This is a genomic window from Thermosynechococcus sp. PP555 (assembly GCF_031583225.1).
Lineage (GTDB): Bacteria > Cyanobacteriota > Cyanobacteriia > Thermosynechococcales > Thermosynechococcaceae > Thermosynechococcus.
Window position 1 is genome coordinate 1,381,468 of record NZ_CP134168.1, and the last position, 21,844, is coordinate 1,403,311.

Genomic DNA, 21,844 nt, shown 5'->3' on the forward strand with positions numbered 1-21,844 from the left:
TCCATGGCCACTCCCACGGAGCCAAGCCGCACCCCAAAACTGGAAACCCCCAAGTACGGCTTCAATACTTTTGCTGAGCGGATCAATGGTCGTGCTGCTATGGTTGGTCTTGTGGCTCTTTTGTTATGGGAATATTGGACAGGAGAGGGCTTGCTCCACTGGTTGGGCTGGGTCTAGGGGACGCATTTAGCACTTTTTTGCATGATTCCCTACAACCTCAGTGACCCCCGCCTCTTTGGCATTATGGTTGGGGTCATGTTTTTGATGGTGGTCAGCCGCCTCGTGCTGGTGGCCGGCTTTTTTTCGCTTGTATATGTGGTGGCTCGCTGGACGCCCCTGAGGAAACGGCGGGTCAATTTGCGCCCCTACCAGCGGGGACAGTTTTGGCAGGAGTTTGGCTGGTCGTTGGTGACAGCGGCTATTTTTGCGTTGGCGGGGGCGATCGCCGCAGTGATGTGGCAGCGGGGCTGGACAGCCGTTTATCTGGAGTTAAATTCCCTCTGGGACTATATTTACTTTCCCTTGAGTATTGGCCTTGTGCTGCTGCTTCACGAAACCTATTACTATTGGCTCCATCGCTGGATGCACCAACCGAAAATTTATCGCCGTGTCCATCGGGTGCATCACCATAGCATTGTGGCCTCGCCCTGGACGGCCTTTTCCTTTCACCCGTGGGAAGCGCTCCTACAGGCCATTTTCCTGCCGCTGATTATTGTGCTTGTGCCGCTGCACCCCTACGCGATCGTGATTCAGCTCAGCCTGATGACGGTCTCCAGTGTGATCAACCACCTGAATTTAGAGATTTATCCCTGTGGCTTTGCCGAGCATTGGTTGGGGCAGTGGTTGATTGGCGCCACCCACCACAGTTTGCACCATAGTCAGTTTCGCTGTAACTATGGCCTCTATTTCACCTTTTGGGATCGCTGGCTGGGGACAGAGAGCCGCGATTACCTTCCCCTGTTTCGCGATCGCACCCAAGGCTGAAGAAAGAATGAATTCTGCATAGGCCAATTGGCCAAGGCGTAGGACAGTTCGTCTAGTTCAGTGGCAGTGAGATGGTCAAGGCACTTTCCTTTCCGATGATGGCGGAGCGGCAACATCCTTTAATTCAGCCGCTACTCACTTGGTCTGATGAAGCACTGATCAAGGCCTTTCAGGAGGAGCGCGATCGCGGCTGCTACTTTGTTGCTCTGTATTGTCGCTATGCCGCCCTTGTCTATAGTGTGCTGCAACACCACGGGCGATCGCCCGTACAAGTGGACTATCTGTTTGCTAAGGTGTGGCATGGGCTATTTTTTAGCCTTGACCGTTTGGAATTTACTCCTGAAGGGGTGAAAATTGGCGATGAGGAAGCTCGCTCCCTGCGCAATTGGATTGTCAACCGCACCGCTACCCTGATTCAAGAGGAACTCCCCGGCATTGAGCACATTACCTATGTCCTGCAGGATGCGCCACCGCCCCTTTGGTGCTACTTAGAAGCCAGCCTTGCCTACTTGAGTCCCCTGAGCCGCCTCGTGCTAGTGACCACCCAAACCTTTCACTGGAACCTTGAGCGCGTGCGCGCCTATTTAGAAGTTCAAGGGGAAACCTACAGCCTTGAGGAACTCAACCAGCATTTAGAAGAGGGGCTAGTACGCATCGCGGAGTATCTGCCGCCGGATATTCGCCAAATTTACTTAATGCCCGATCTCGCTTCAGAGGAACCCCCCACCGTTCAACCCACTCTCGAAGAACTCTTTCCCAATAGCGTTGAGGAAGTGGGCACCCACCTTGAGAGTAACCCGACGGACGCTAGTATTGATAACCTACTGGCAGAGTGGGAGCGGATTCTCTCCAGCTAAGATTATTTTTCCACAGATGAATCTCACAACGATCTGGGATGCCCCCAAGACCGTCCCTTGTATGCTAGACTCAATTTGTTGAGAAAAATTTCTAACAAGGTTTGACGTTCATGGGTCTGGGTGTTATTGATTTGCCGACATTTTCCCTTGAGGGCACTGTCGAAGCGGTCTTTTATAAGAAGGGGCGACCCAAAGTCGTGATTCTAAAAACCGCCACAGGAACGGTCTGGGTTAAGTTAGAAAAGTCTCTGCGCCGTGAGTTAGCGCAACCCCCCAAGGTGGGCGATCGCCTGCGGTTAGAGGGAATGATCAGCGATAAGTACGATGGCTGGGTCAAGCAATACAAGGCCAGTCATTTAGAATTTTTAGCAACGGCTCAACCCGCAGCGGCAAAGCGTTCTCAGCCCTGTAAGGTGCTCATTTGTCAAAAATCCTCCTGCTGTCGGCGGGGTGCCAAGGAACTCTGGCAAGAACTAGAGGCACAACAGCTCCCCATTGCCCTGAAGGCGACGGGCTGTATGGGGGAATGCAAACGGGGACCCGCGGTGGTTGTCCTGCCCCACAAGAAACGGCTGACCCGCGCCAATGCCCAACAGATTCGCGAGCTAGTTTGCTCGACTGAGGCTTAGGGAATTCAGGACAACGGCAATCGAACTCACAGCCATACAAGCGGCAGCAATTCCGGGGGTGAGACTAAGGCCCCATAGGGGTAATCCAACACCGGCTGCAAGGGGTAAACCGACGATATTGTAGGCCACTGCCCAAAGAAGATTCTGCTGAATTTTGCGGAAGGTGGCGCGGCTAAGGCTTAGCACAGCGAGCACATCCTCTAGATGATTGCGGGTGAGGATAATATCCGCTGCTTCAATGGCCACCTCTGTACCCGTACCAAGGCTAATCCCCACCTGAGCTGCCGTTAGAGCTGGCGCATCATTCATGCCATCCCCGACCATGGCCACGGTTTTGCCTTGGGCTTGCCAACCTTCAATAAGAGCCAGCTTTTGTTGCGGTTGGAGGTCTGTGTGAAGATGGGTTGTGGGTAAGCCTAGTGGTTCTAGGAGTTGCTGTGCGGCTTTGGCCGTGTCTCCCGTCAGCACATGGATCGCATAGCCTTGGGCTTGCAGGGCTTGAACGGTGCTCACTGCCTCTGGGCGCAGGCGATCGCGAAAGGTCACAACGGCAATCAACTGGCGATCGCAGGCCAAGGCCACATGGGTTTCCACTTCTAGGGAAGGGCAGTCAACCCCCTGATCACGCAGCCAACTGAGGCGACCCGCCTGATAGTAATGCCCCTCAATCCAACCGCTGATCCCCAGTCCGAGGGCAGTTTCCACCTCTGTCACCGTTGCTAGCTCTGTTGTCTGGCCGGTCGCAACCCACGCCTTCTGAATCGCCACTGCAAGGGGATGGCGACTCTCGCGCTCTAAACTGGCTAGCAGATACAGCACCTCTTGAGAGGAGTGATCGCCATAGAGCTTGATCTCGGCCACTGCCAGTTCACCGGTCGTCAGTGTGCCCGTCTTATCAAACACAATTGTGTCCAACGTCTGACTGCGCTCAAGAACATCACCACCTCGAATAATTAAGCCTTTGGCAGCGGCGTGACTGGTGCCCACAAGCAGCGCGATCGGGGTGGCAAGGCCAAGGGCACAGGGACAGGCAATCACCAAAACACTCAAGGCTAGCTTTAAGGGCAATAGGGGTGTGCTATTGGTCATTTCTGGGAAGAAATGGGGGGCGATCGCGCTCCAAAAGAGAGCCGTTGCTGCCGCCAAGGCTAGCACCCCATAGCCAAAATAGCCGGCCACCCCATCCGCCATTTGCTGCACCGGTGCTTTGCGATTTTGTGCCTGCACCACGAGGTCTAGAATCTGCCCCAAAAATGAGGCACGACCACAGCGTTCCACCCGTAGGGTAACGGCAGCACCAACATTGCGACTGCCCGCCAGAACGGATGCCCCCACCCCCTTGGCCACCGGTAGAGATTCCCCTGTGAGCATGGATTCATCCACCAGGGTTTCCCCGGTCACAATCGTGCCATCGGCAGGAAAGGGTTCTCCAGCATCTACCCACAGCCAGTCCCCGACTTGGATACGACTGACGGGAATGGGCCAGCGATCGCTAGCGGTCAAACTGGGTTGCCATAGCGCCTGTTGTGGCTGAAGCGCAAGGAGGGATCGCAAGTCCCGTTGTGCCTGTTGACGTACCCGTTGCTCCAGCGATCGCCCCAGCAAAATAAAGCCAAGGATCATCACCGGTTCATCAAAGAAACACGCCCAGCCCAAGGCCGGCCAGAGCCACGCCACCGTACTCGTGAGGTAAGCCCCCAAGGCGCCAAGAGCCACCAGCGTATTCATATTCGGGCGACGTTGGAACAGGCCCATCATTCCTTCCCGCAGAATTTCCCACCCCGGTAGGACAAGGGCAATGGTTGCTAGCCCCCAATGCCAGATCATTGCCTCTAACATGGGCCAGTGCCCCGGCAGCAGATCAATCCCGTGGCCGACACTGGAGAGAACAAGGAGCACAAGGGCGATCGCCAACCTTGGCAAAGAGGTTTCCTCAGAGGCCGTGGGCAGTTCCAAAAGGGCATTGGCTTCTGCGAGGGTGGCTTGAAAGCGACCTTGGTTTAGGCTCTCGACAATGGCGCTGGGGGTCGTCTCAGCGGGGGAATAGGTGACAACGGCGGTTCCCGTGACCAGATTGACTGCCGCAGCATCTACGCCCGGCTGCTCTTTTAACTGATTTTCCAGCGATCGCACGCAGCCAGCACAACGCAAGCCGCTCACCCGCAGGATGGCTACCTCAGGGGCGTGAGAATCAACACTTGAACTTAGGGACACGTCGCACCCTCTCCAAAAAGAACTACGTTCAATCTCCTAACTGCGTCCCCACCGCCTATTGTGGCACGTTGGCTTTGGGATGTCAGGGAAAGGGCGAGCTATCCTAAAGAAGTGAGGTTTTCACGAGAAATACAGAGAATGGTGACTGCCAAGGAGACGGGCGATCGCTATTTCACACCAGAAGAATACTTCGCGTGGGAAGAGCAGCAGTTAGAAAGACATGAGTTGATTGATGGTTACGTGTATGCGATGGCGGGTGGTACAAGAAACCACAGCGATATTGCTGGTAACTTTTTGTTAATTATTAAATCCCACTTACGGGGTAAAGGCTGCAAAACCTATACTTCTGATTGTCGCGTGAATATTTTTGAGACATCGAATTTTACCTATCCCGATCTGAGTGTCACCTGTGACGATCGCGATCGCCAGAGTCCCTTTTTCATCACTTATCCCTGTCTGATTGTGGAAGTGCTCTCACCCGCCACCGAAGCCTACGATCGCGGCAAAAAGTTTGATCTCTACCGTCGTAACCCCAACCTCGTGGATTATGTGCTCGCTAGCTCAGAGGAAATGGCGATCGACATTTACCAGAAAAATGAAGGGGGGGATTGGCTGCTGCGCTGCTACCGCGCGGGCGATCGCGTTGAGTTGAGGAGCATTGACCTCAAAGTGCCTATTGAACAGTTTTATGAAGACGTTGACCTCTCTGCCCCCGCCGTAGATACCACTGCTCCGTGAAACAGCAAGCGGCTCTCCCTATGAACGCCGAGGCTATCGAAAAAGCAAAATTGGGTATTCTTTGAGAGGAGAGTAAATTCAAGGGGTACCAGACATGTTGCCGTTAACGGTGAGTCGCCTCTGGACAATTAGCCGTAATGTTTTCAATGAAACCCTGCGGGAGCGGGTTCTTTACGTCACTGCTGTTTTTGCCATTGGCCTCGCCTTGGCGGTTGTGATTTTGGGACAGGTGTCAGCAGGCACCCAAGACAAAATTAGCCTTGATGTGGGGATGGCAGGAATTTCCCTCTTTGGCTTGCTGATTGCTGCCTTTGTCGGGGGTGGTCTGCTCAATAAAGAGATAGAAAAGCGCACGATCTTAGTGATGTTGGCGAAACCCATCAGTCGCGCGGAATTTATTATTGGCAAACATTTGGGTCTATCGGCGGTTCTGCTGGTACTGGTAGCACTGATGACGCTGATTCTGTTTATTCTGATGAGCTTGAATCAGTTTGCCTATCCCGCAGGACCTTTGATGGTGACCTCTTTCTACATTGCGCTGCAACTCGCCCTCTTGACGGCAGCCGCTTTGCTCTTTGGCAGTTTCACCAGTTCCCTGATTGCCACGCTGTTAACGGTGGCACTGTACTTTATGGGGCACTTTAGTCAAAACTTGGTGATCCTCAGCCAAAAGATGGAGAGTGATGCCGTACGGCAACTGATGCAGTTTCTCTATCTGATCTTTCCCGATTTATCCCGCTTGGATTTTAAGAATACAGCGGTCTATGGCATGCTGCCCTCTGTACCGGAACTCGTGGCCAATGCCTTCTATGGCGTAATTTATACGGTAGCACTGCTGGCGATCGCCACTTGGATTTTCTCCCGTCGCAATTTTTAAGAAAAACCCACCGCCCCGCTGTGCAATTGCTCCCCCAATGGGCTATGATAAAGCTCTGGGAATTTTTGCCCGTGTAGCTCAGTGGTAGAGCACACCCTTGGTAAGGGTGAGGTCACGAGTTCAATCCTCGTCACGGGCTTTGTTTGACCAACCTCAGGGAATTTCCCATCTGCGGTGGGGGCATTTATCGCTGTCGCTGCCAGTAAATGAGTGCCAGCACAACAGCCAAAAGAACCACTGTACGGCGTAACAGCAGAGGGTTAACCGCACGGGCAAATTTACCCCCCAAAAGTCCGCCAACAATGGCAGCGATCGCCATCCCCAAGGCAACGGGCCACACCACCTCCCCCGATACAACAAAAAATGCGGCAGCGGCAACATTGATTCCAAAGGCCAAAATGTGCTTCAAGCCATTGAGGCGCGTCAAGCTTTCCCCGAGAACAATGCCCAGCACGGCGAGTAGAATCACACTCACCCCCGCGCCAAAATAGCCGCCATAGACCGCCGCTAAAAACACAAGGGGAATAGCTCCCACTTCAGATACGGCTGGCGCACTGATTCGCCGCAGTAACCAAGCCCGCACCTGCTCCTGAATCCCCAAGAGGACGGCGGCCAAAAGCAGCAAATAGGGAATCAAGGCATTAAAGAGTGCCTCGTTGGTGTGCAACAGTAACATTGCCCCTGTGATGCCCCCGGCCACCGCACTGGGAAAGAGCCAACCAAGGCGCCGTTGCTGACCCTTCAGATCCTGCCGTTGCGCCACTGTCGCCCCCAAGTAACCGGGTACCAAAGCCACCGTGCTCGTGAGATTGGCAACCACTGGCGGCAAGCCGATCGCCACCAAGGCAGGAAAACTAATCAGTGTTCCCCCACCGGCAATGGCATTGACAAAGCCCGCCGCCAGACCTGCAACGGTCAGCAGTCCGATCTCGCTGATCATGCCCCTGACTAGCTGGAGCCTAAGCAAGGTAGCGTTGGATGGTCTCGCGGTACTGACTCTTGGGTTTCATCCCCACGATCACTTCTAGGAGTTCTTTGTTCTTGAAGAGTTGAATCGTGGGTGTACTGGTAACCCCTGCTTGCTCGGCGATCGCGCTATCTTCAGTAATGTCAATTTCAATGAGCTGTACTTTGCCATCGAATTCGTCCACCAGCCGATCCAAAATGGGCTTGAGGGTGTGGCACGGGCCACAGGTGGGCGAGACATATTTCACCAGCAGCAGGCGATCGCTCTCGTGGAAAAGCTTGCGCAAGGCATAGCTACCCCGATGCTTAATGGCCTTGGGATCAAACGCCTGTTCTGGGGAGGTCGTAGGTTTCGTCGTTTCTGCGGGTTTGGTTTCGGTTTCCGTTTGGTGAAACTCCTGAATCAAACCCCGCGCCGAGAGCCAGCGTTCCGCATCAAGGGCGGCCATACAGCCACTGCCTGCCGCTGTTACTGCTTGGCGGTATTCATGGTCTTGAACATCCCCTGCGGCAAAGACCCCTGCCACATTCGTTTGTGTCCCGTGGTGGGTGACGATATAGCCCACACTATCCAATTCCAGAAAATCTTTGAAGAGTTGGGTGTTGGGGGTATGACCAATGGCGTAGAATAGGCCGCGCACCGGCAGGACGGATTCTTCCCCTGTGGCTTTATTGATAATCCGCAGACCCGTCATTAAATTGCCATCGCCAAGGATTTCCCGTGCTTCAGTTTGCCAGTGAACCGTAATTTTAGGATTGGCAAACACGCGATCCTGCATCGCCTTACTAGCGCGCATTTTGTCACTACGCACAAGAAGATGGACGTGGGAGCCATATTTAGTGAGATAGACTGCTTCCTCCGCTGCACTATCACCGCCGCCAATCACCGCCAACTCGACATCCTTGAAAATCGGCGTTGCCCCATCACAAATGGCACAGGCGGAGACCCCCTTAGTCCAATACTGCTCTTCGCCGGGGAGATGGAGTCGTTTGGCCGTGGCACCCGTACAGATAATGACGCTGTGGGCATAGACCTGCCGCTCTGCTGAGCTAATGAGAAAGGGGCGTTGACTAAAATCCACCTGAATCACATCTTCAGTGACCATTTCTGTGCCCCAGCGCTCTGCTTGCGCCTTCATCCGTGCCATCAGTTGCGGCCCTTGAATGCCTTCCGGAAAGCCGGGAAAGTTTTCCACTTCGGTGGTGGTCATGAGTTGTCCCCCCGGCAGCCCCCCAATTTGATAGCCTTCAAACATAAAGGGCTTGAGGTTGGCGCGAGCGGCATAGATGGCTGCTGTGTAGCCCGCAGGGCCAGAACCAATAATGACAACGTTTTCAATCCGTGGCGGTGTCATGGCTAAAACAAACTCGAAACGACTATGAGTTATTTGATTTTAGCTTGATTTTCCGTGGCAAACAAGGGAAGCATCTTTGGGCATAATGAAACGGTTAGGCACGCTCCTTGGCTGTGTATATCAAGCAGTTAGAACTCACGAATTTTAAGTCCTTTGGCGGCACAACCGTGATTCCGCTGCTGCCGGGGTTTACGGTCATTTCAGGCCCCAATGGCTCAGGGAAGTCGAACCTCTTGGATGCGTTGCTGTTTGCCCTTGGCCTTGCGGGGTCTAAGGGGATGCGGGCAGAACGATTGCCAGATTTGGTGAACCATAGCCAAACGCGGCGTGGCCATAGTGTGGTCGAAACGCGAGTCACGGTGACCTTTGCACTAGATGCTGAAACGGAATGGCGCGTGACGCGGCGACTGCGGGTAACCAAGCAGGGCACCTATACCTCGACCTACGCGGTGAATGATCAACCCTGCACGCTGAATGAACTGCACGACCAGTTGCAGGCATTTTGTATTTATCCCCAAGGGTATAACGTGGTCTTGCAGGGGGACGTCACCAGTATCATTTCTATGAATGCCAAGGCACGGCGGGAAATTATTGACGAATTGGCGGGGGTGGCGGATTTTGACCGCAAGATTGCCCAAGCTCGCGAAAAATTAGATACAGTCAAGGAGCGCGAAGAACGCTTTCGCATTGTTGAGCAGGAATTGATTCAACAGCGCGATCGCCTGCAACGGGATCGCCTGCAAGCGGAAAAATATCAAGCCCTACGGCTAGAACTGCAAGAGCGAGAGCAATGGCTGTTGGTGCGCCAATGGCAAGCCCAGGAAGCGCAAAAGGTGCAACTACAAACACAGATTCAGACGCTACAAAAAGAACAAGCCCAACGCCAAGAGCAACTGCAACAAAAGGCACGGGAGATGGCAGCGGCAACGGTTACGCTAGAACAACTCAATCAACAGGTGAAAGCCCTCGGCGAAGAAACGTACCTCCGCCTGCAAGCAGCGTTGGCGGATCTCCACGCCCAACAGCGGCAGTGTCAACGCCAGCAAACAGCCTACCAACAGCAGCAGGCACAGTTGGCAGAACAACTCCAGCAACGGCAAGCTCAGTACCACAGTCAACGGTTGCAGCAACAGCAACTTACTCAAGAGTTAGAACAGCAACAGGGCGATCGCCCCCCCTTAGTGACAGCGGTTGCCACCAGCCAAGCCACCCTCGACGCCCTACGGCAGCAAGCTCAGGAGTTGAATACGGCAGCCCAAGCTTGGTTTCAGGAGCACAGTCGGCGACGGCAGCGGATTGATGCCCTGATCCACGAACTGGAACCGAGTCGCAGTGAACTCTCTCGCCTTCAGGAGCGATCGCAACAATTGCGGCAACGGCAGGGGGAATTGCACCAAGCGGCCACCAGTTTAGAAGCTCAACAATTGGAATTGCAAGACGCGCTCACAAAAGCTGCAGCAGCAGTCCAACAAGAGGAGCAGCAACTACAAAACCTCGCCCAACAACTGGCCACAGCTCAGCAACAATTGAGCTTAACAGAAGAAACCTATCAACGCCTTGAGCGAGAACAGCGCCAAAAGCAGCGAGAACTGGATCAACTGGAAGCACGGCAACAGGCGGTTCAGGAAAGCCAAGGGAGTTTTGCGGCGCGGCTCATTTTAAGTGCTGATCTCCCCGGCGTGTTTGGGCTGGTGGCACAGCTCGGTCAAGTGGAACCCCGCTATCAACTGGCCTTGGAAATTGCGGCCGGGGCACGCCTAGGCAATATCGTTGTGGCGGATGACAGTGTGGCGGCAGCAGCGATCGCCATCCTGAAGCGGGAACGGGCTGGTAGAGCGACATTTTTGCCCCTGAACAAGATGGCACGTCCCAAGACCCTACCCCTTATCTCCTTGGCAGGCTGTATTGACTATGCCTTGAATCTTGTGACCTTTGAGCCGCAATATGCCCCCATTTTTGCCTACGTGTTTGGCAGTACGCTGGTCTTTGAGAGCCTTGAGGCGGCGCGACCCTACCTAGGGCAATATCGGATGGTCACCCTAGAGGGAGACTTGCTAGAACCCTCAGGGGCAATGACCGGGGGTAGCTATAGTCGCACAAATACCCTCCGTTTTGGTCAGGGAGCCACCCCCCAAGAATCGGCAGAAGTCCAACAACTGCGCGATCGCCTTGGGGAACTGGAACGCCTCTTAGATCGCCTCATTCAAGAGCGCACGCAAAAACAGGGGAGAGTGAATGAGCTGAGCCAAGCCCTGAGTGACGCCCGCCAAAGCCATCGCGATCGCCAGCGGCAATGGGAGCAACTTCAGCAGCAACAGCAGCACCTCAACCGCCAGCAAGCAGACTTAGCGCGCCAACAGCAGCACCTTAGCCAAGAGTTAACCGCCGCAGAGACTGAACTCGCGCACCTAGAGGCTCGTCTTCCTGAACTCGAAGCAGAACTCGCCGCCGAACGCCTTGCCCTCAATGCCCTTGAAGCCAATCCCAGCCATCAGCAGTGGCAGCAGCTTCAGGAACAGCTTCAGGCACAGGAAAAAATTCACGCCGACCATGTGGCCGCCCTGCAAGCGGTGGATCAAGCCTTGGGCGATCGCCACCGTCAACTCGAGCAACTAGCACGAGACCTAAAACAAACAGAACAGGAAATTCAGCGACTGCACCAAGCCCAACAGGAGACGCTTTGTCAGCAGCAAGCCCTCGATCAGATGCTTGGGGACTTAGCGACGCAAACTCAAAGCACGCAAACTGCCTTGAGGGAATTGGACGCCCGCCTTGGCCACCTCAAGGGCGATCGCGATCGCCAAGACTACCAACTACGACAGCAGCAAAAGGACTACCAACAACTGGAATGGCAATACCAAAAAGCCAGCGACACCCTCACCACGCTGCAAGCCCAACTTCAGGAATTCAGCACCATCGAGGCACCCCCTTTACCCCAGCCATGGCCGGAAGTGCCCGCCAATCTCTCCCTCAGCGACATTCAACAGCAGTGCCAAGCCCTCGAAAAACGGCTGCGTGCCATGGAACCCGTCAATATGTTGGCGATTCAGGAATTTGAGGAGACACAAGGGCGGCTTAATGAGCTACAGGAGAAGCTCGCCGTTCTAGAAGCGGAGCGCACGGAGATCCTACTGCGGATTGAGAACTTCACCACCCTGCGTCAGCAGTCCTTCCGTGAAGCTTTTGATGCCGTCAATGCCAACTTCCAAACCATTTTTGCCACCCTCTCCGATGGCGATGGCTATCTGCAACTGGAAAGTCCTGAGGATCCCTTTGCCGGGGGTCTGAATCTGGTGGCACATCCCAAGGGGAAACCCGTACAACGCTTGGCCTCAATGTCGGGGGGTGAAAAATCCCTCACGGCCCTCAGTTTTATCTTTGCCCTACAACGCTATCGCCCTTCCCCCTTCTATGCCTTTGATGAGGTGGATATGTTTCTCGATGGTGCCAATGTTGAGCGCCTTGCCAAAATGATTCAGCAGCAGAGCCAAGAGGCGCAGTTTATTGTTGTCAGTCTGCGGCGACCAATGATTGAAGCGGCTCAGCGCACGATTGGCGTCACCCAAGCGCGGGGTCAACATACCCAAGTGATTGGCCTCGATTTGACCGCTCACCATTGATGCCTAACGGTGGCTGAAAAATAATTCCTAGATTTTCGATAGTTGATCGGCGTGGATCGTAGAGGAACAGTAGAATCCATTTAACTGTCAAAACCTCCGAGTTCTGCTGAGGAGTGTCCCTATGAAATACTGGCAAAAATTTGGCCTGAGCTTATTGACGGTGGCCTGTTTGGGAACAATTGCCCCTCGGCCTGCCCAAGCCAGCATGTTTACACAAACGGAAGTGGATCAAAGCCGCTATGTGGTGATGGCTGTGCCCCTTGCCCGCGGTGGCTATCGCCTCTTAGTGGTGGAGCAAATTAAGGATACTCGTCCCTGCTGGAGTGAGTCGGGCAGCAACCCCGTGGTGATTGACCCACTGTTGACGACGTTTGACTTTACGGGCATTTGTGGGCGGGCTACGGATAGCAATGGCTACTCGATTCGGGTGGCGCAACAGGATTTAGGGTTGCAGTATGGTCTGCGCATTGAACAGGGGGATGGCGAGTTACTCCTTGTTGGCAGCAGCAATCGCGGTGGCCCACGTATGGTCATTGGCCGCACCCACGGTATGCAGGAAGGGCAATTTCTCAAGTTTCATCTGGAACCCACTTGGCGGCTAACGCGGCGCACCTATGAGGGGCAAGTGCTGGGTCATGTGTATTTCACCAATGACTCTTGGGAAGCAGCAACCGGGAGTATCCCTGCCCCTGCAACGCCCATCGGCACGGAAACCAACCTTGATCCCATACCCACTCCCCAAAGCTAGGTTTACCGCTGCTTCATTGCCCGCTCCATCTCCCGTTTATCTTGGCGCTGCTTGAGGTCTTGGCGTTTGTCGTGGAGCTTCTTACCACGCGCCAGCCCTATGGAGACCTTAACGCGACCATTTTTCAGGTAAAGCTTCAGGGGCACAAGGGTGAGTCCTTTTTGTTCCACCTTGCCCACTAGCTTACGGATTTCCTGCTTGTGGAGAAGGAGCTTGCGATCGCGCAGGGGGTCATGGTTGTAGGATTGGTTAGTGCTCTCATGGGGCGAAATGTGCACATTCATCAACCAAACTTCACCATTGCGGATGCGGGCAAAGCCATCCCGTAAATTCACCTTGCCAGCCCGAATGGATTTGACCTCAGTGCCAAGTAACACGAGACCACATTCATAGGTTTCCAGAATTTCGTATTGGAAGCGCGCTTGGCGATTTTCACTCAGGACTTTAACGCTATCACCCATTTGAGACTCACAAGGGTATTGCCAATATACCGTAGTTTAGGGGTAGGCGGAGTTTTCATCTTATCACTGCCCTCCCACCCCCCTGCTCAATGGTTATGACGCTATGCCCAAGCCGCAGCAGTTAGCGTTTTTGCAAGGCCTGCCTTTGATTGCAGTGGTGCGTGCTGCTCATCCTACTGCAGCGATCGCCCACGCTCAAGTCTGTATTCAAGCGGGCTTCACCTGCCTAGAGGTGACTTGGACAACCCCCGATGCTGCTGGCGTCTTGCAACAACTCCGTCAAAACGCTCCCCACTGCACCATTGGCGCTGCGAGCCTGCAAAACCCAGAAATGGTTAAAGGAGCGATCGCTGCTGGCGCACAATTTTTAGTGACCCCCCATACAGCCCTAGAGGTGGTGCCCCTCGCAAAGGCGGCCAATTGTCCTCTGATTTTGGGGGCATTAACGCCAACGGAAATTCTCCACGCTTGGCAAGCCGGGGCAACGGCAGTGAAGGTTTTTCCAGTGATGGCGGTGGGGGGGGCGAGCTATTTACGCGCCTTGCGACCCTTGTTTGGCGAGATTCCCCTCATTCCCTGTGGCGGTATTGGTTGGGGGGATGTGGTACCCCTCTGGAAAGCAGGGGCGATCGCCATCGCTATGGGCAGTCAACTGGGTACGGATGTCACAATGCTCAAGCAGCAGGTGAACCAGGCTCGTCAGGCGTATCAGGCACTGACGCAGGGGTAAGGGTGCGCACCCGCTCAGCATGGAATCGTTTGCGGCGCCAGCGTTTGCCCAAATCGAGGCCAATGGTTTTGTGGAAATCATCCTGCACCTTTGCCGTGAGGCGGTAGGACACTTGGCGGACAATTTGAGCCAAGACGCGATTGCCTGTCCCTTGAATCAGGCCATGGGGCAAACGGTAGATAAACCGCGGAAAGTACATTTCCACCCGCAAATCCAGTTCCCAATTGACCCGCGTGTAATCAATGACATTCAGCGCCAACAGGTCGCTATCCGTCTCAGGGGTGGCTCGCATCGGTACCAAGGCCATGGCCGCTTGAAAATTCACCTCATAGTTCAAAAACGGCTGTTCGGGCACAGGAATTGTTTCAATGCGATAGACCCCCTGCTCTTGGGGCAGTAGGTGCAGTCCAATTTTGGGTTCCACTTCATAGCCATGGGAACCATAGCGGCCAATGGTGAGAATGTAGCCATGCTTGCCCACAGGTTCTGTTTTCATGGGATGGGCGCAGCGGTGAAACCATTCTTGGTGATTGTTCAAATAGGTCTCGTAGCGTTGAACGGGCGCATAGACTTCCATCCAGCCTTGGAATTGGTTGTGAAAAATAAAGGGGGGTAGCTTTGTCTCCTCTTGGGCATCGGTCATAGTATTAGATCAGCATTAGAGCAGCATTTGGTGATTTTGATCCTGACATACGGCTGGGGGCGATCGATCGCTACTGCGGGGAACCTTGGAAATATTGTCCCTGTCCAATGGTTGGTTTACATTTCGTTACATTACTATTCAGTTGCTTGAGGCTCCAGCGATGCCCCCTGTCCCTCCTTGGCTCGCCATTGAACAGTTGGACAAGCCGTGGATTTTTTGGCCATTGTGCTTGATGGTGCTTCTCAGCAGTATTGTTTTGCGCTGGGGGAAAGTGCAGCAGCAGTGGGCGCGGGCTGTGGTTGTTGGCAGTTTAATGGCCGTGATGCTGCATTATCTGCTGTGGCGATCGCTCGCTACCCTCAATCTACGCACTCCCCTAGAGGCCACCTTTAGCCTACTCCTACTGGCGATTGAAGGTTTTATGATGGCGGGCTATGGCCTGCAACTCTACCTCCTCTTGCACATTAAAAACCGTCGCCCTGAAGCCGATGCTGCTGCCCTTGCGGTCAAAAGTGGCCACTATCAGCCTTGGGTGGATATTTTTATTCCGACCTACAATGAACCCCTGACGATTTTGCGACGCACGATTGTTGGCTGCCAAGCCCTCGACTATCCCCACAAACGTATCTATGTTCTTGACGATACCCGTCGCCCTGCCCTACGGGAATTGGCCTGTGAACTGGGCTGTGAGTACCTCAGCCGTCCAGACAATCGCCATGCCAAAGCGGGCAACCTGAACCATGCCCTTACGCAGACCAAGGGTGAACTGATTGCGGTCTTTGATGCTGACTTTGTTCCCACTCGAAATTTTCTCACCCGCACTGTGGGCTTTTTTCAGACCCCTGATATCGGCCTTGTCCAAACCTACCAGAGCTTTTACAATCCCGATCCCATTGCCCGTAACCTTGGCCTCGAGGATCACCTACCCCAAGAGGTGGAAATTTTTTCCCGTCACTATCAAGTCCTGCGGGATGGCATTGAAACAGCGCTGTGCTACGGCAGTTCCTTTTTGGTGCGGCGATCGGCCCTCGAGGCCATTGGCGGCTTTGTTACTGAATCCCTCAGCGAGGACTACTACACAGGAATTCAATTGGCGGCAGCAGGTCATCGGTTGATTTACCTGAATGAAAGTCTCAGTGCGGGCTTGTGTGCAGAGGAAATGACGGCGCATATTCGTCAACGTCAACGCTGGGCACGGGGCACCCTCCAAGGATTATTCATTGTGGCAAGTCCACTGCGGGTACCCAATCTCACTGGGCTTCAGCGCCTTGCCCACCTAGAGGGGATCACGCAATGGTTTCACAGTCCCATGCGTTTGCTGTTGCTGCTGTTGCCCTTGATTGCCGCCTTTTGGGGTGTCGTCCCCCTTGAAACCACCCTGCGGCAGTGGCTCTACTATTTTGTGCCCTACTACTGGCTGCTGTTGAGTACATTCCGCTGGCTCAATGGTCAAAGTCGCTCTGCCTTGGTATCTGATATTTATGCGGTTCTTCAATGTGTGCCGTTGACATTGACAGTGATTGACACGTTGTTGCGTCCCTTTGGTCGCGGCTTTTGGGTGACTCCCAAGGGGAGTTATCGCGATCGCTACCATTTTCAGTGGCACCTAGCGGCACCGCTCCTCGTGCTTTTTCTTCTCTCTGTGGCGGCTGCTGTATTAAATTGGCAGGCATTACACACCAAGGGGCTACTACTGGCATGGGTCTGGAACCTCTACAATCTGGTAATTCTCGCCCTTGCCCTCTACAGCCTCATCGAACGCCCCCGCCCCGATCCCTATGATTGGCTCAATGTCCAGCAAACCGTTGAACTCCATCTCGCTTGGGATCAAACCACTGCCCTGTGGGGCACGACAATTCGCCTTTCTGAAGGGGGGGCGATCGTGCATCTGCATCAACCCCTCCCCCCCTCCGCAATGGGTGTACCCCTCACCTGTCGGCTTTTGGAGTCAGGCATTGACCTCAGCGGCCAAGTTGTTGATATGCCCAATCCAACGACCCTAGAGATTTACTTTGACCCCCTGACCTTGGCTCAATACCGCCAATTGGTCACCTTACTTTTTTGTGAACCCAACCGTTGGCAATGGCAAAAAGCCCCCAGTGAATTACAAACCCTGTGGCTGCTTCTGCACACTCTCATCTCGCCTCCCCTGAGTCGTCACTGGATGCGGATCACCCGCCCTAGTCAGGCAAAAGCGTGGCATCGAGCCTACAGCTATGCCAAGGAAAAATGATTTTTGCTAGCTCTTTGTAACATTAAGCTTATAGGTCTTAAACGAGGGGACTATCCATCCAAAAGCCGTCCACAAATTGCCTAGTTGCTCCATCGCAACGAGTCCACCATTACTCGCTGGCTCAATGTCTATCGTCCAGTGTTGAATTCTGCATTGGCAGTCACTGTCTCTCCTCTGAAAAAAACACTTGAATGGTGCATTGGCTAAGATATAGCTTGGCTAGAACGACAACACTTTCTTGGAACACTAAAGATGCACCGATACCTCCTCCGAATCTGTATTGCTCTGGTGTTGGTGCTGTCTCTTCAGTCCATTGCTCAAAGTGCCTTACCCGCTGGTGCAGGGGAATTTCTCACAGGTCGCGAGGCCACTTGGCAACGGGAATATGAAGTTTATTTTCAAAATCAATTTACTAGTCGGCGACTCAATCCCTCTGCCATTCAGCGCATTCTCAGGCAAATGTCCAAGCGTACGGGTTGGCACACAGCTCTTTTGCACTTGGCACCAACGGCCAACGAGATTAAGCTCTTAGTTACCTCTCTACAGGGAGAGCCACTGTTGCTGACTGTGCCAGCAGTGTCGCAAGCTGATCTGATGGCATCGTTCATCTGGCTACCCATGCCTTGTTTCGCCCCGGTCAAGCCCAAGAGTCCTTTATTCAACTGTGGGGCAGTGAAACAGTCACGCTGCAAAACCTCCCTCAACTTAATCTAGAGCAACCCCCTCTCGAACTGCTGGTTTTAAGTGCCTGTCAAACCGCTCTGGGAGACGATCGCGCGGAGTTAGGCTTTGCGGGTCTTGCCCTTCAATCGGGTGCCAAAAGTGCCGTCGCTAGCCTCTGGCAAGTGAGTGATGCGGGTACCCTAGAACTCATGGAACACTTCTATGGCCATCTGCACCACACTGCTAGTAAAGTTGCTGCTCTGCAAAAGGCTCAATTACACCTTCTGAGATATTCAAGATTCCAAGCACCTTATTTTTGGGCAGGCTTTACACTCGTGGGCGCTCCTTGGTAAAGCAATTTTCTGGCCATCGTTTTAAGATTTGTTAGAAGAAAATTTATTTTTGCAAGCAACATCTGAGAAAATTGCATTGAGAGATACAGGATTAAGCACAGATGGATTGGCAAGTGGCTTGGAAAAACGGCATTCGCTATCTTTTGCTGGCACTACTCGCTAGTACGTTGTGGGTCACCCCCGTCTGGGCAACCAGCGCGATCGATATCCCTTTGCCGGAAACAGCGGCCGGGGTCGTTGATGAAGGTAATGTGCTTAGTGCCGTCACCCAAGGCAGTGTCGGGCGATCGCTCCAAGACCTCTCCGAGGCAGCGGGCATCAATGTTCATGTAGTTACACTGCACCGCCTCGACTATGGTGAAACCCCCCAGAGCTTTGTGGATGACCTCTTTAACCAGTGGTTTCCCGATCCTGAGTCCCAAGCCAATCAGGTGATCATTGCCCTCGATACCGTTACCAATGGCACAGCGATTCACTATGGCGAGGCCGTGGCCGAACGCTTGAATCCTGAAACTGCCGAAAGTATTGTCCAAGAAACGATGCGGGTGCCCCTACGGGATGGCAACTACAATCAATCAGTCCTTGACACCGTCGATCGTCTTGCGAAAGTCCTCAAAGGCGAACCGGATCCAGGCCCGCCCGTAGTACGCGAAGTGGTTGTCGAGAAAACCTACAAGAGCAAAGAGGAAACCGACGATCGCTCCGCCACAATTATCGTCGTTGCCCTGCTAATCGCCGCTACAGTGATCCCAATGGTGACATACTTTATGTATCAAGGATCATCGTAGCCAAGCTCCCCTTCCATTTATGAAAATCTATACCTACCACACACCAGAGCGTGTACCAGCCGACTGGCAACCCGACTGTGCCATTGCTGTTGATGTCCTGCGGGCAACCACTACGATCGCCACTGCTCTTGCGGCTGGCGCAGAAGCCGTTCAAGTCTTTAGTGATCTAGCAGAGCTAGAACAAGTGAGTCAGCAGTGGCCGGCAGCCAAGCGGATTCGCGTTGGTGAACGGGGTGGGAAAAAAGTTGCTGGCTTTGACATGGGCAACTCTCCTGCTGAATGCTTGCCAGAGCGGGTAAAAGGATGTCGCCTCTTTATGAGCACCACCAATGGCACCCGTTCCCTTGAGCGAATTCAAGCCAGTCCCCTCGTTCTTGCCGCCGCCCTTGTCAACCGTGCTGCCGTTGCCGAGTTTGTCCAAAAACATCAACCGGAAACCATCTGGATTGTTGGTTCGGGCTGGGAAGGTAGCTATTCCCTCGAAGATACCGTCTGTGCTGGCGCGCTGATTCATCACCTCTGGGGTCAGCAGGATGCCCCCCTCGAAGCCCTTGCGGGTAATGACGAAACTATTGCTGCCACTGCTTTGTACCGCTACTACCAAGATGATCTATTGACCCTCTTTCACCATTCCAGCCACGGGCAGCGCCTGCTCAACCTTGGCAATGAAGCCGATCTCAAATATTGTGCCCAAGTGGATATTCTGGCCATTGTGCCGTGGCAGGTTTCCCCCAAGCTCTTGACTAAGGCCTAGGGCACCACATCCCCACCCAGAGCAAAAAGCCCAACCAGACATTTTCATTGAAGTAACGACCATAGGTCTGAATGGGGAGCGTTGTGGTTTGGGTGTCACGGCGTTCGTGGGTATAAATTTGTAGAGATTGCCGCAGCCAAAAGTAGGTGGTCACGGCCAAGGCCAGCCAAAATCGCCAAGTGAGTCCCGCACTCCAGCCAACAATGATCAGGAACACCACCGTCAGCCCATAAAACAGCGCGATCGCCAAGGGCGCATAGGCACCGAAAAATAAGGCACTGGAATTTACTCCCAGTCGGCGATCGTCGGGGCGATCGGGCATGGCATACACCGTATCAAAGGCCAATGTCCACATCACCACTGCCGCCCACAACCACGCGGTGGTCAAGGTTAAGCGTCCCTGTACCGCTGCCCAAGGAATGAGGACAGCAAACCCCCAAGCCACTGCCAAAACGAGTTGCGGAATGGGAAAGACTCGCTTCGCCAAGGGATAGAGCAGAATCACCGGCACTGCGGCCACCGCCAGCCAATACCCCAAGGGAGTGAGGTAAAACGTCAATCCCCAAGCACAGAGGAAGGCAATCACCATCAAGCCCAAGGCCACACTGAGGGAAAGGCGGCGACTGGCTAGGGGGCGGTTTTGAGTCCGCTGCACATGGGGGTCAATATTGCGGTCCCAGCAGTCATTGACAATGCAGCCCGCCGCACTGGTGGCGATCGCCCCCACCGTGATAATCAGCAGCAACTGCAACGACGGCAAGCCCTCACTCGCCAAAGTTAAGGACCACAGCGCCGGAATGAGGAGAATCAAACGACCCGCAGGCTTATGCCACCGCAACAGTTGGGCAATGGCCACCCAAGTTGGCACTGAGGTTCTCGAAACTTGAGAATTCACCACACCGCTCCCACCGTGAATGCCACTACACTTAAAAATCTTAACTTTTCAGGCGATTTTGGGACGTTGCCGCCCCATTTGCCCTAGGTTTCTAGTTAGCCCGTTTGCACTCTGTCGATTTCCCCTTTTATGGCCAGAAAACCCTTTCACTTTTTCCGTAGTGCTGCCCCGCCAGACCCCACACCCCCCGCCGAGGAAGAAGATAACTATCTCGAAGATTACTTCTTTGATGAACCCGGCGCCATGCCCGGTACCCTCAGTATTGAGGCCGATGCGCCACCGCCGACAATTATTCTCATTGACTATCAGCCGGATCAGGCCAGCCGTCGCGTTTTAGAAACGCCGGAAGAATGTGGCCCCTACCTCAGCAGTCCCTCCGTCAGTTGGATAGATGTTCAAGGGATTGGCGATGAAGACGTGATGCGGCGACTTGGCCAAGTTTTTCACCTGCACCCCATTGTCCTTGAAGATATTGTCAATGTCCCCCAGCGCCCCAAAGTTGAGGATCATGACGATTACCTTGTGCTGATTACCCGCATGGTCACCCCCAAGGAAAATGAACACGGCTTTTATACTGAACAAGTGAGCTTTGTCTTGGGGCCGCATTTCTTGCTCACAGTACAAGAAGAACCCGAACGGGATTGTTTTGACATGGTTCGGCAGCGGATTCGCACCAGTCGCGGCATCATTCGTCGCTATGGCCCCGATTATTTAGCCTATGCCCTTTTGGATGCCATTATTGATGGCTTTTACCCGGTTCTAGAAGACTACGGCGAGCGCATTGAGGAATTAGAAGATGCCGTAGTTACCCGTCCTAGTCGCGCCATTCTCGAAGAAGTCCACCAAGTGCGCCGCGAATTACTGGCGCTGCGCCGTGCCATTTGGCCACAACGGGATGCCATCAATGCCATGATTCGCGATCCCAGCCCCCTTCTCTCCGAGGAAGTGCGCATCTACCTACGAGATTGCTATGACCATGCCATTCAAGTGCTAGATATGGTGGAAACCTACCGTGAACTGGCGGCCAGTTTGATGGATGTGTATCTTTCTTCCGTTGGCAATAAAATGAACGAAATTATGAAAATTCTGACGATCATTTCGACCATTTTCATACCGCTGACCTTTATTGTCGGTATCTATGGCATGAACTTTGATCCCGATACCTCCCCTTGGAATATGCCTGAACTGGAGTGGTATTGGGGCTATCCAGCCTGCTGGGCGGTCATGCTTACCGTGGCGGGCAGTTTATTTTTCTTTTTCTGGCGCAAGGGCTGGTTCCAAAGCAGCACCAGTATAGGCTCCCTAGATACTGAACGCTAGTTCCCCATCGGCTTTA

20 protein-coding genes and 1 tRNA gene are annotated in these 21,844 nt (G+C 53.8%); 15 read left to right on the top strand and 6 right to left on the bottom strand.

Features of this window, described 5'->3' with window-relative positions; genetic code table 11:
• The first annotated feature begins 3 nt into the window (after nt 1-3).
• The 4 genes from RHH27_RS06660 (at nt 4) to RHH27_RS06675 (ending at nt 2,470) form a co-directional block, all read left to right on the top strand.
• Nucleotides 4-177, top strand: coding sequence for a hypothetical protein (locus tag RHH27_RS06660; protein ID WP_149818048.1), 174 nt, complete (start codon nt 4-6; stop codon nt 175-177).
• Between the two features lie 24 nt (nt 178-201).
• Nucleotides 202-984 carry a 2,2'-beta-hydroxylase CrtG gene (gene crtG / locus RHH27_RS06665; protein ID WP_206199488.1) on the top strand — a complete coding sequence of 261 codons (783 nt, stop codon included), beginning with the start codon at nt 202-204 and terminating at the stop codon, nt 982-984.
• Between the two features lie 71 nt (nt 985-1,055).
• On the top strand, nt 1,056-1,841 hold the full coding sequence (locus tag RHH27_RS06670; protein ID WP_302676411.1) for a hypothetical protein: 786 nt from the start codon (nt 1,056-1,058) through the stop codon (nt 1,839-1,841).
• A 110-nt stretch (nt 1,842-1,951) separates the two neighbouring features.
• Nucleotides 1,952-2,470 (top strand): (2Fe-2S) ferredoxin domain-containing protein, encoded by a 519-nt coding sequence (locus RHH27_RS06675; RefSeq protein WP_206199490.1) that lies wholly within the window; start codon nt 1,952-1,954, stop codon nt 2,468-2,470.
• Here RHH27_RS06675 and RHH27_RS06680 read toward each other — a convergent pair.
• The gene (locus tag RHH27_RS06680) at nt 2,447-4,684 is read right to left on the bottom strand and encodes a cation-translocating P-type ATPase (protein ID WP_302677855.1); all 2,238 of its coding nucleotides are present in this window, start codon (nt 4,682-4,684) and stop codon (nt 2,447-2,449) included. The genes RHH27_RS06675 and RHH27_RS06680 overlap by 24 nt on opposite strands.
• A 138-nt stretch (nt 4,685-4,822) precedes the next feature.
• Between RHH27_RS06680 and RHH27_RS06685 the strand changes: the two genes are divergently transcribed.
• From RHH27_RS06685 to RHH27_RS06695, 3 genes are all read left to right on the top strand, one after another.
• Entirely contained in the window at nt 4,823-5,422 is a 600-nt protein-coding gene (locus RHH27_RS06685; protein ID WP_302677856.1) for a Uma2 family endonuclease, read from the top strand.
• 94 nt (nt 5,423-5,516) lie between these two features.
• Nucleotides 5,517-6,299 carry an ABC transporter permease gene (locus tag RHH27_RS06690; protein WP_206199492.1) on the top strand — a complete coding sequence of 261 codons (783 nt, stop codon included), beginning with the start codon at nt 5,517-5,519 and terminating at the stop codon, nt 6,297-6,299.
• 67 nt (nt 6,300-6,366) lie between these two features.
• Nucleotides 6,367-6,438: transfer RNA gene (locus RHH27_RS06695), tRNA-Thr, on the top strand.
• Nucleotides 6,439-6,483: 45 nt separating this feature from the next.
• On the opposite strand, the gene RHH27_RS06700 is transcribed toward RHH27_RS06695, so the two are convergent.
• Together RHH27_RS06700 and trxB are read right to left on the bottom strand one after the other, a co-directional pair.
• Nucleotides 6,484-7,239, bottom strand: coding sequence for a sulfite exporter TauE/SafE family protein (locus tag RHH27_RS06700; protein WP_302677857.1), 756 nt, complete (start codon nt 7,237-7,239; stop codon nt 6,484-6,486).
• Between the two features lie 19 nt (nt 7,240-7,258).
• Nucleotides 7,259-8,620 (bottom strand): thioredoxin-disulfide reductase, encoded by a 1,362-nt coding sequence (gene trxB, locus RHH27_RS06705; protein WP_302677858.1) that lies wholly within the window; start codon nt 8,618-8,620, stop codon nt 7,259-7,261.
• A gap of 113 nt (nt 8,621-8,733) precedes the next feature.
• On the opposite strand from trxB, the gene smc reads away from it, so the two are divergent.
• On the top strand, nt 8,734-12,240 hold the full coding sequence (smc, locus tag RHH27_RS06710; RefSeq protein ID WP_302679154.1) for a chromosome segregation protein SMC: 3,507 nt from the start codon (nt 8,734-8,736) through the stop codon (nt 12,238-12,240).
• A 121-nt stretch (nt 12,241-12,361) separates the two neighbouring features.
• A complete protein-coding gene (locus RHH27_RS06715; RefSeq protein WP_302677859.1) occupies nt 12,362-12,988 on the top strand; it encodes a DUF3747 domain-containing protein in 627 nt (208 codons plus the stop codon).
• A 2-nt stretch (nt 12,989-12,990) separates the two neighbouring features.
• Here RHH27_RS06715 and smpB read toward each other — a convergent pair whose 3' ends face one another.
• Complete coding sequence (gene smpB / locus RHH27_RS06720; protein WP_302677860.1) at nt 12,991-13,449, bottom strand: SsrA-binding protein SmpB; 459 nt, start codon at nt 13,447-13,449, stop codon at nt 12,991-12,993.
• Between the two features lie 103 nt (nt 13,450-13,552).
• Here smpB and RHH27_RS06725 point away from each other — a divergent pair, with 103 nt between their 5' ends.
• Nucleotides 13,553-14,179 carry a bifunctional 4-hydroxy-2-oxoglutarate aldolase/2-dehydro-3-deoxy-phosphogluconate aldolase gene (locus RHH27_RS06725; RefSeq protein WP_302677861.1) on the top strand — a complete coding sequence of 209 codons (627 nt, stop codon included), beginning with the start codon at nt 13,553-13,555 and terminating at the stop codon, nt 14,177-14,179.
• On the opposite strand, the gene RHH27_RS06730 is transcribed toward RHH27_RS06725, so the two are convergent.
• Nucleotides 14,124-14,822, bottom strand: a complete 699-nt coding sequence (locus tag RHH27_RS06730) for a DUF1997 domain-containing protein (RefSeq protein WP_302677862.1) — start codon at nt 14,820-14,822, stop codon at nt 14,124-14,126. The genes RHH27_RS06725 and RHH27_RS06730 overlap by 56 nt on opposite strands.
• Nucleotides 14,823-14,982: 160 nt before the next feature.
• Here RHH27_RS06730 and RHH27_RS06735 point away from each other — a divergent pair, with 160 nt between their 5' ends.
• The 4 genes from RHH27_RS06735 to RHH27_RS06750 all read left to right on the top strand — a co-directional run bounded on the left by RHH27_RS06735 (nt 14,983) and on the right by RHH27_RS06750 (nt 19,613).
• Nucleotides 14,983-17,055 (top strand): glycosyltransferase, encoded by a 2,073-nt coding sequence (locus tag RHH27_RS06735; RefSeq protein WP_302677863.1) that lies wholly within the window; start codon nt 14,983-14,985, stop codon nt 17,053-17,055.
• Between the two features lie 623 nt (nt 17,056-17,678).
• Nucleotides 17,679-18,071, top strand: coding sequence for a CHAT domain-containing protein (locus tag RHH27_RS06740; protein WP_302677864.1), 393 nt, complete (start codon nt 17,679-17,681; stop codon nt 18,069-18,071).
• 101 nt (nt 18,072-18,172) lie between these two features.
• A complete protein-coding gene (gene psb32 / locus RHH27_RS06745; RefSeq protein ID WP_302677865.1) occupies nt 18,173-18,859 on the top strand; it encodes a photosystem II repair protein Psb32 in 687 nt (228 codons plus the stop codon).
• Nucleotides 18,860-18,878: 19 nt separating this feature from the next.
• A complete protein-coding gene (locus RHH27_RS06750; RefSeq protein WP_149818073.1) occupies nt 18,879-19,613 on the top strand; it encodes a 2-phosphosulfolactate phosphatase family protein in 735 nt (244 codons plus the stop codon).
• Here RHH27_RS06750 and RHH27_RS06755 read toward each other — a convergent pair.
• Complete coding sequence (locus RHH27_RS06755; RefSeq protein WP_286668923.1) at nt 19,603-20,481, bottom strand: 4-hydroxybenzoate solanesyltransferase; 879 nt, start codon at nt 20,479-20,481, stop codon at nt 19,603-19,605. The two genes, RHH27_RS06750 and RHH27_RS06755, sit on opposite strands and share 11 nt — an antisense overlap.
• Nucleotides 20,482-20,637: 156 nt before the next feature.
• On the opposite strand from RHH27_RS06755, the gene corA reads away from it, so the two are divergent.
• Complete coding sequence (gene corA, locus RHH27_RS06760; protein ID WP_206199502.1) at nt 20,638-21,828, top strand: magnesium/cobalt transporter CorA; 1,191 nt, start codon at nt 20,638-20,640, stop codon at nt 21,826-21,828.
• Nucleotides 21,829-21,844: the final 16 nt, after the last annotated feature.

Bases quoted from the DNA above. Each gene is read 5' to 3' on its own strand.
- RHH27_RS06660 (WP_149818048.1), top strand. From the start codon at position 4: ATGGCCACTCCCACGGAGCCAAGCCGCACCCCAAAACTGGAAACCCCC.
- crtG (WP_206199488.1), top strand. From the start codon at position 202: ATGATTCCCTACAACCTCAGTGACCCCCGCCTCTTTGGCATTATGGTT.
- RHH27_RS06670 (WP_302676411.1), top strand. From the start codon at position 1,056: ATGGTCAAGGCACTTTCCTTTCCGATGATGGCGGAGCGGCAACATCCT.
- RHH27_RS06675 (WP_206199490.1), top strand. From the start codon at position 1,952: ATGGGTCTGGGTGTTATTGATTTGCCGACATTTTCCCTTGAGGGCACT.
- RHH27_RS06685 (WP_302677856.1), top strand. From the start codon at position 4,823: ATGGTGACTGCCAAGGAGACGGGCGATCGCTATTTCACACCAGAAGAA.
- RHH27_RS06690 (WP_206199492.1), top strand. From the start codon at position 5,517: ATGTTGCCGTTAACGGTGAGTCGCCTCTGGACAATTAGCCGTAATGTT.
- RHH27_RS06700 (WP_302677857.1), bottom strand. From the start codon at position 7,239: ATGATCAGCGAGATCGGACTGCTGACCGTTGCAGGTCTGGCGGCGGGC.
- trxB (WP_302677858.1), bottom strand. From the start codon at position 8,620: ATGACACCGCCACGGATTGAAAACGTTGTCATTATTGGTTCTGGCCCT.
- RHH27_RS06715 (WP_302677859.1), top strand. From the start codon at position 12,362: ATGAAATACTGGCAAAAATTTGGCCTGAGCTTATTGACGGTGGCCTGT.
- smpB (WP_302677860.1), bottom strand. From the start codon at position 13,449: ATGGGTGATAGCGTTAAAGTCCTGAGTGAAAATCGCCAAGCGCGCTTC.
- RHH27_RS06725 (WP_302677861.1), top strand. From the start codon at position 13,553: ATGCCCAAGCCGCAGCAGTTAGCGTTTTTGCAAGGCCTGCCTTTGATT.
- RHH27_RS06730 (WP_302677862.1), bottom strand. From the start codon at position 14,822: ATGACCGATGCCCAAGAGGAGACAAAGCTACCCCCCTTTATTTTTCAC.
- RHH27_RS06735 (WP_302677863.1), top strand. From the start codon at position 14,983: ATGCCCCCTGTCCCTCCTTGGCTCGCCATTGAACAGTTGGACAAGCCG.
- psb32 (WP_302677865.1), top strand. From the start codon at position 18,173: ATGGATTGGCAAGTGGCTTGGAAAAACGGCATTCGCTATCTTTTGCTG.
- RHH27_RS06750 (WP_149818073.1), top strand. From the start codon at position 18,879: ATGAAAATCTATACCTACCACACACCAGAGCGTGTACCAGCCGACTGG.
- corA (WP_206199502.1), top strand. From the start codon at position 20,638: ATGGCCAGAAAACCCTTTCACTTTTTCCGTAGTGCTGCCCCGCCAGAC.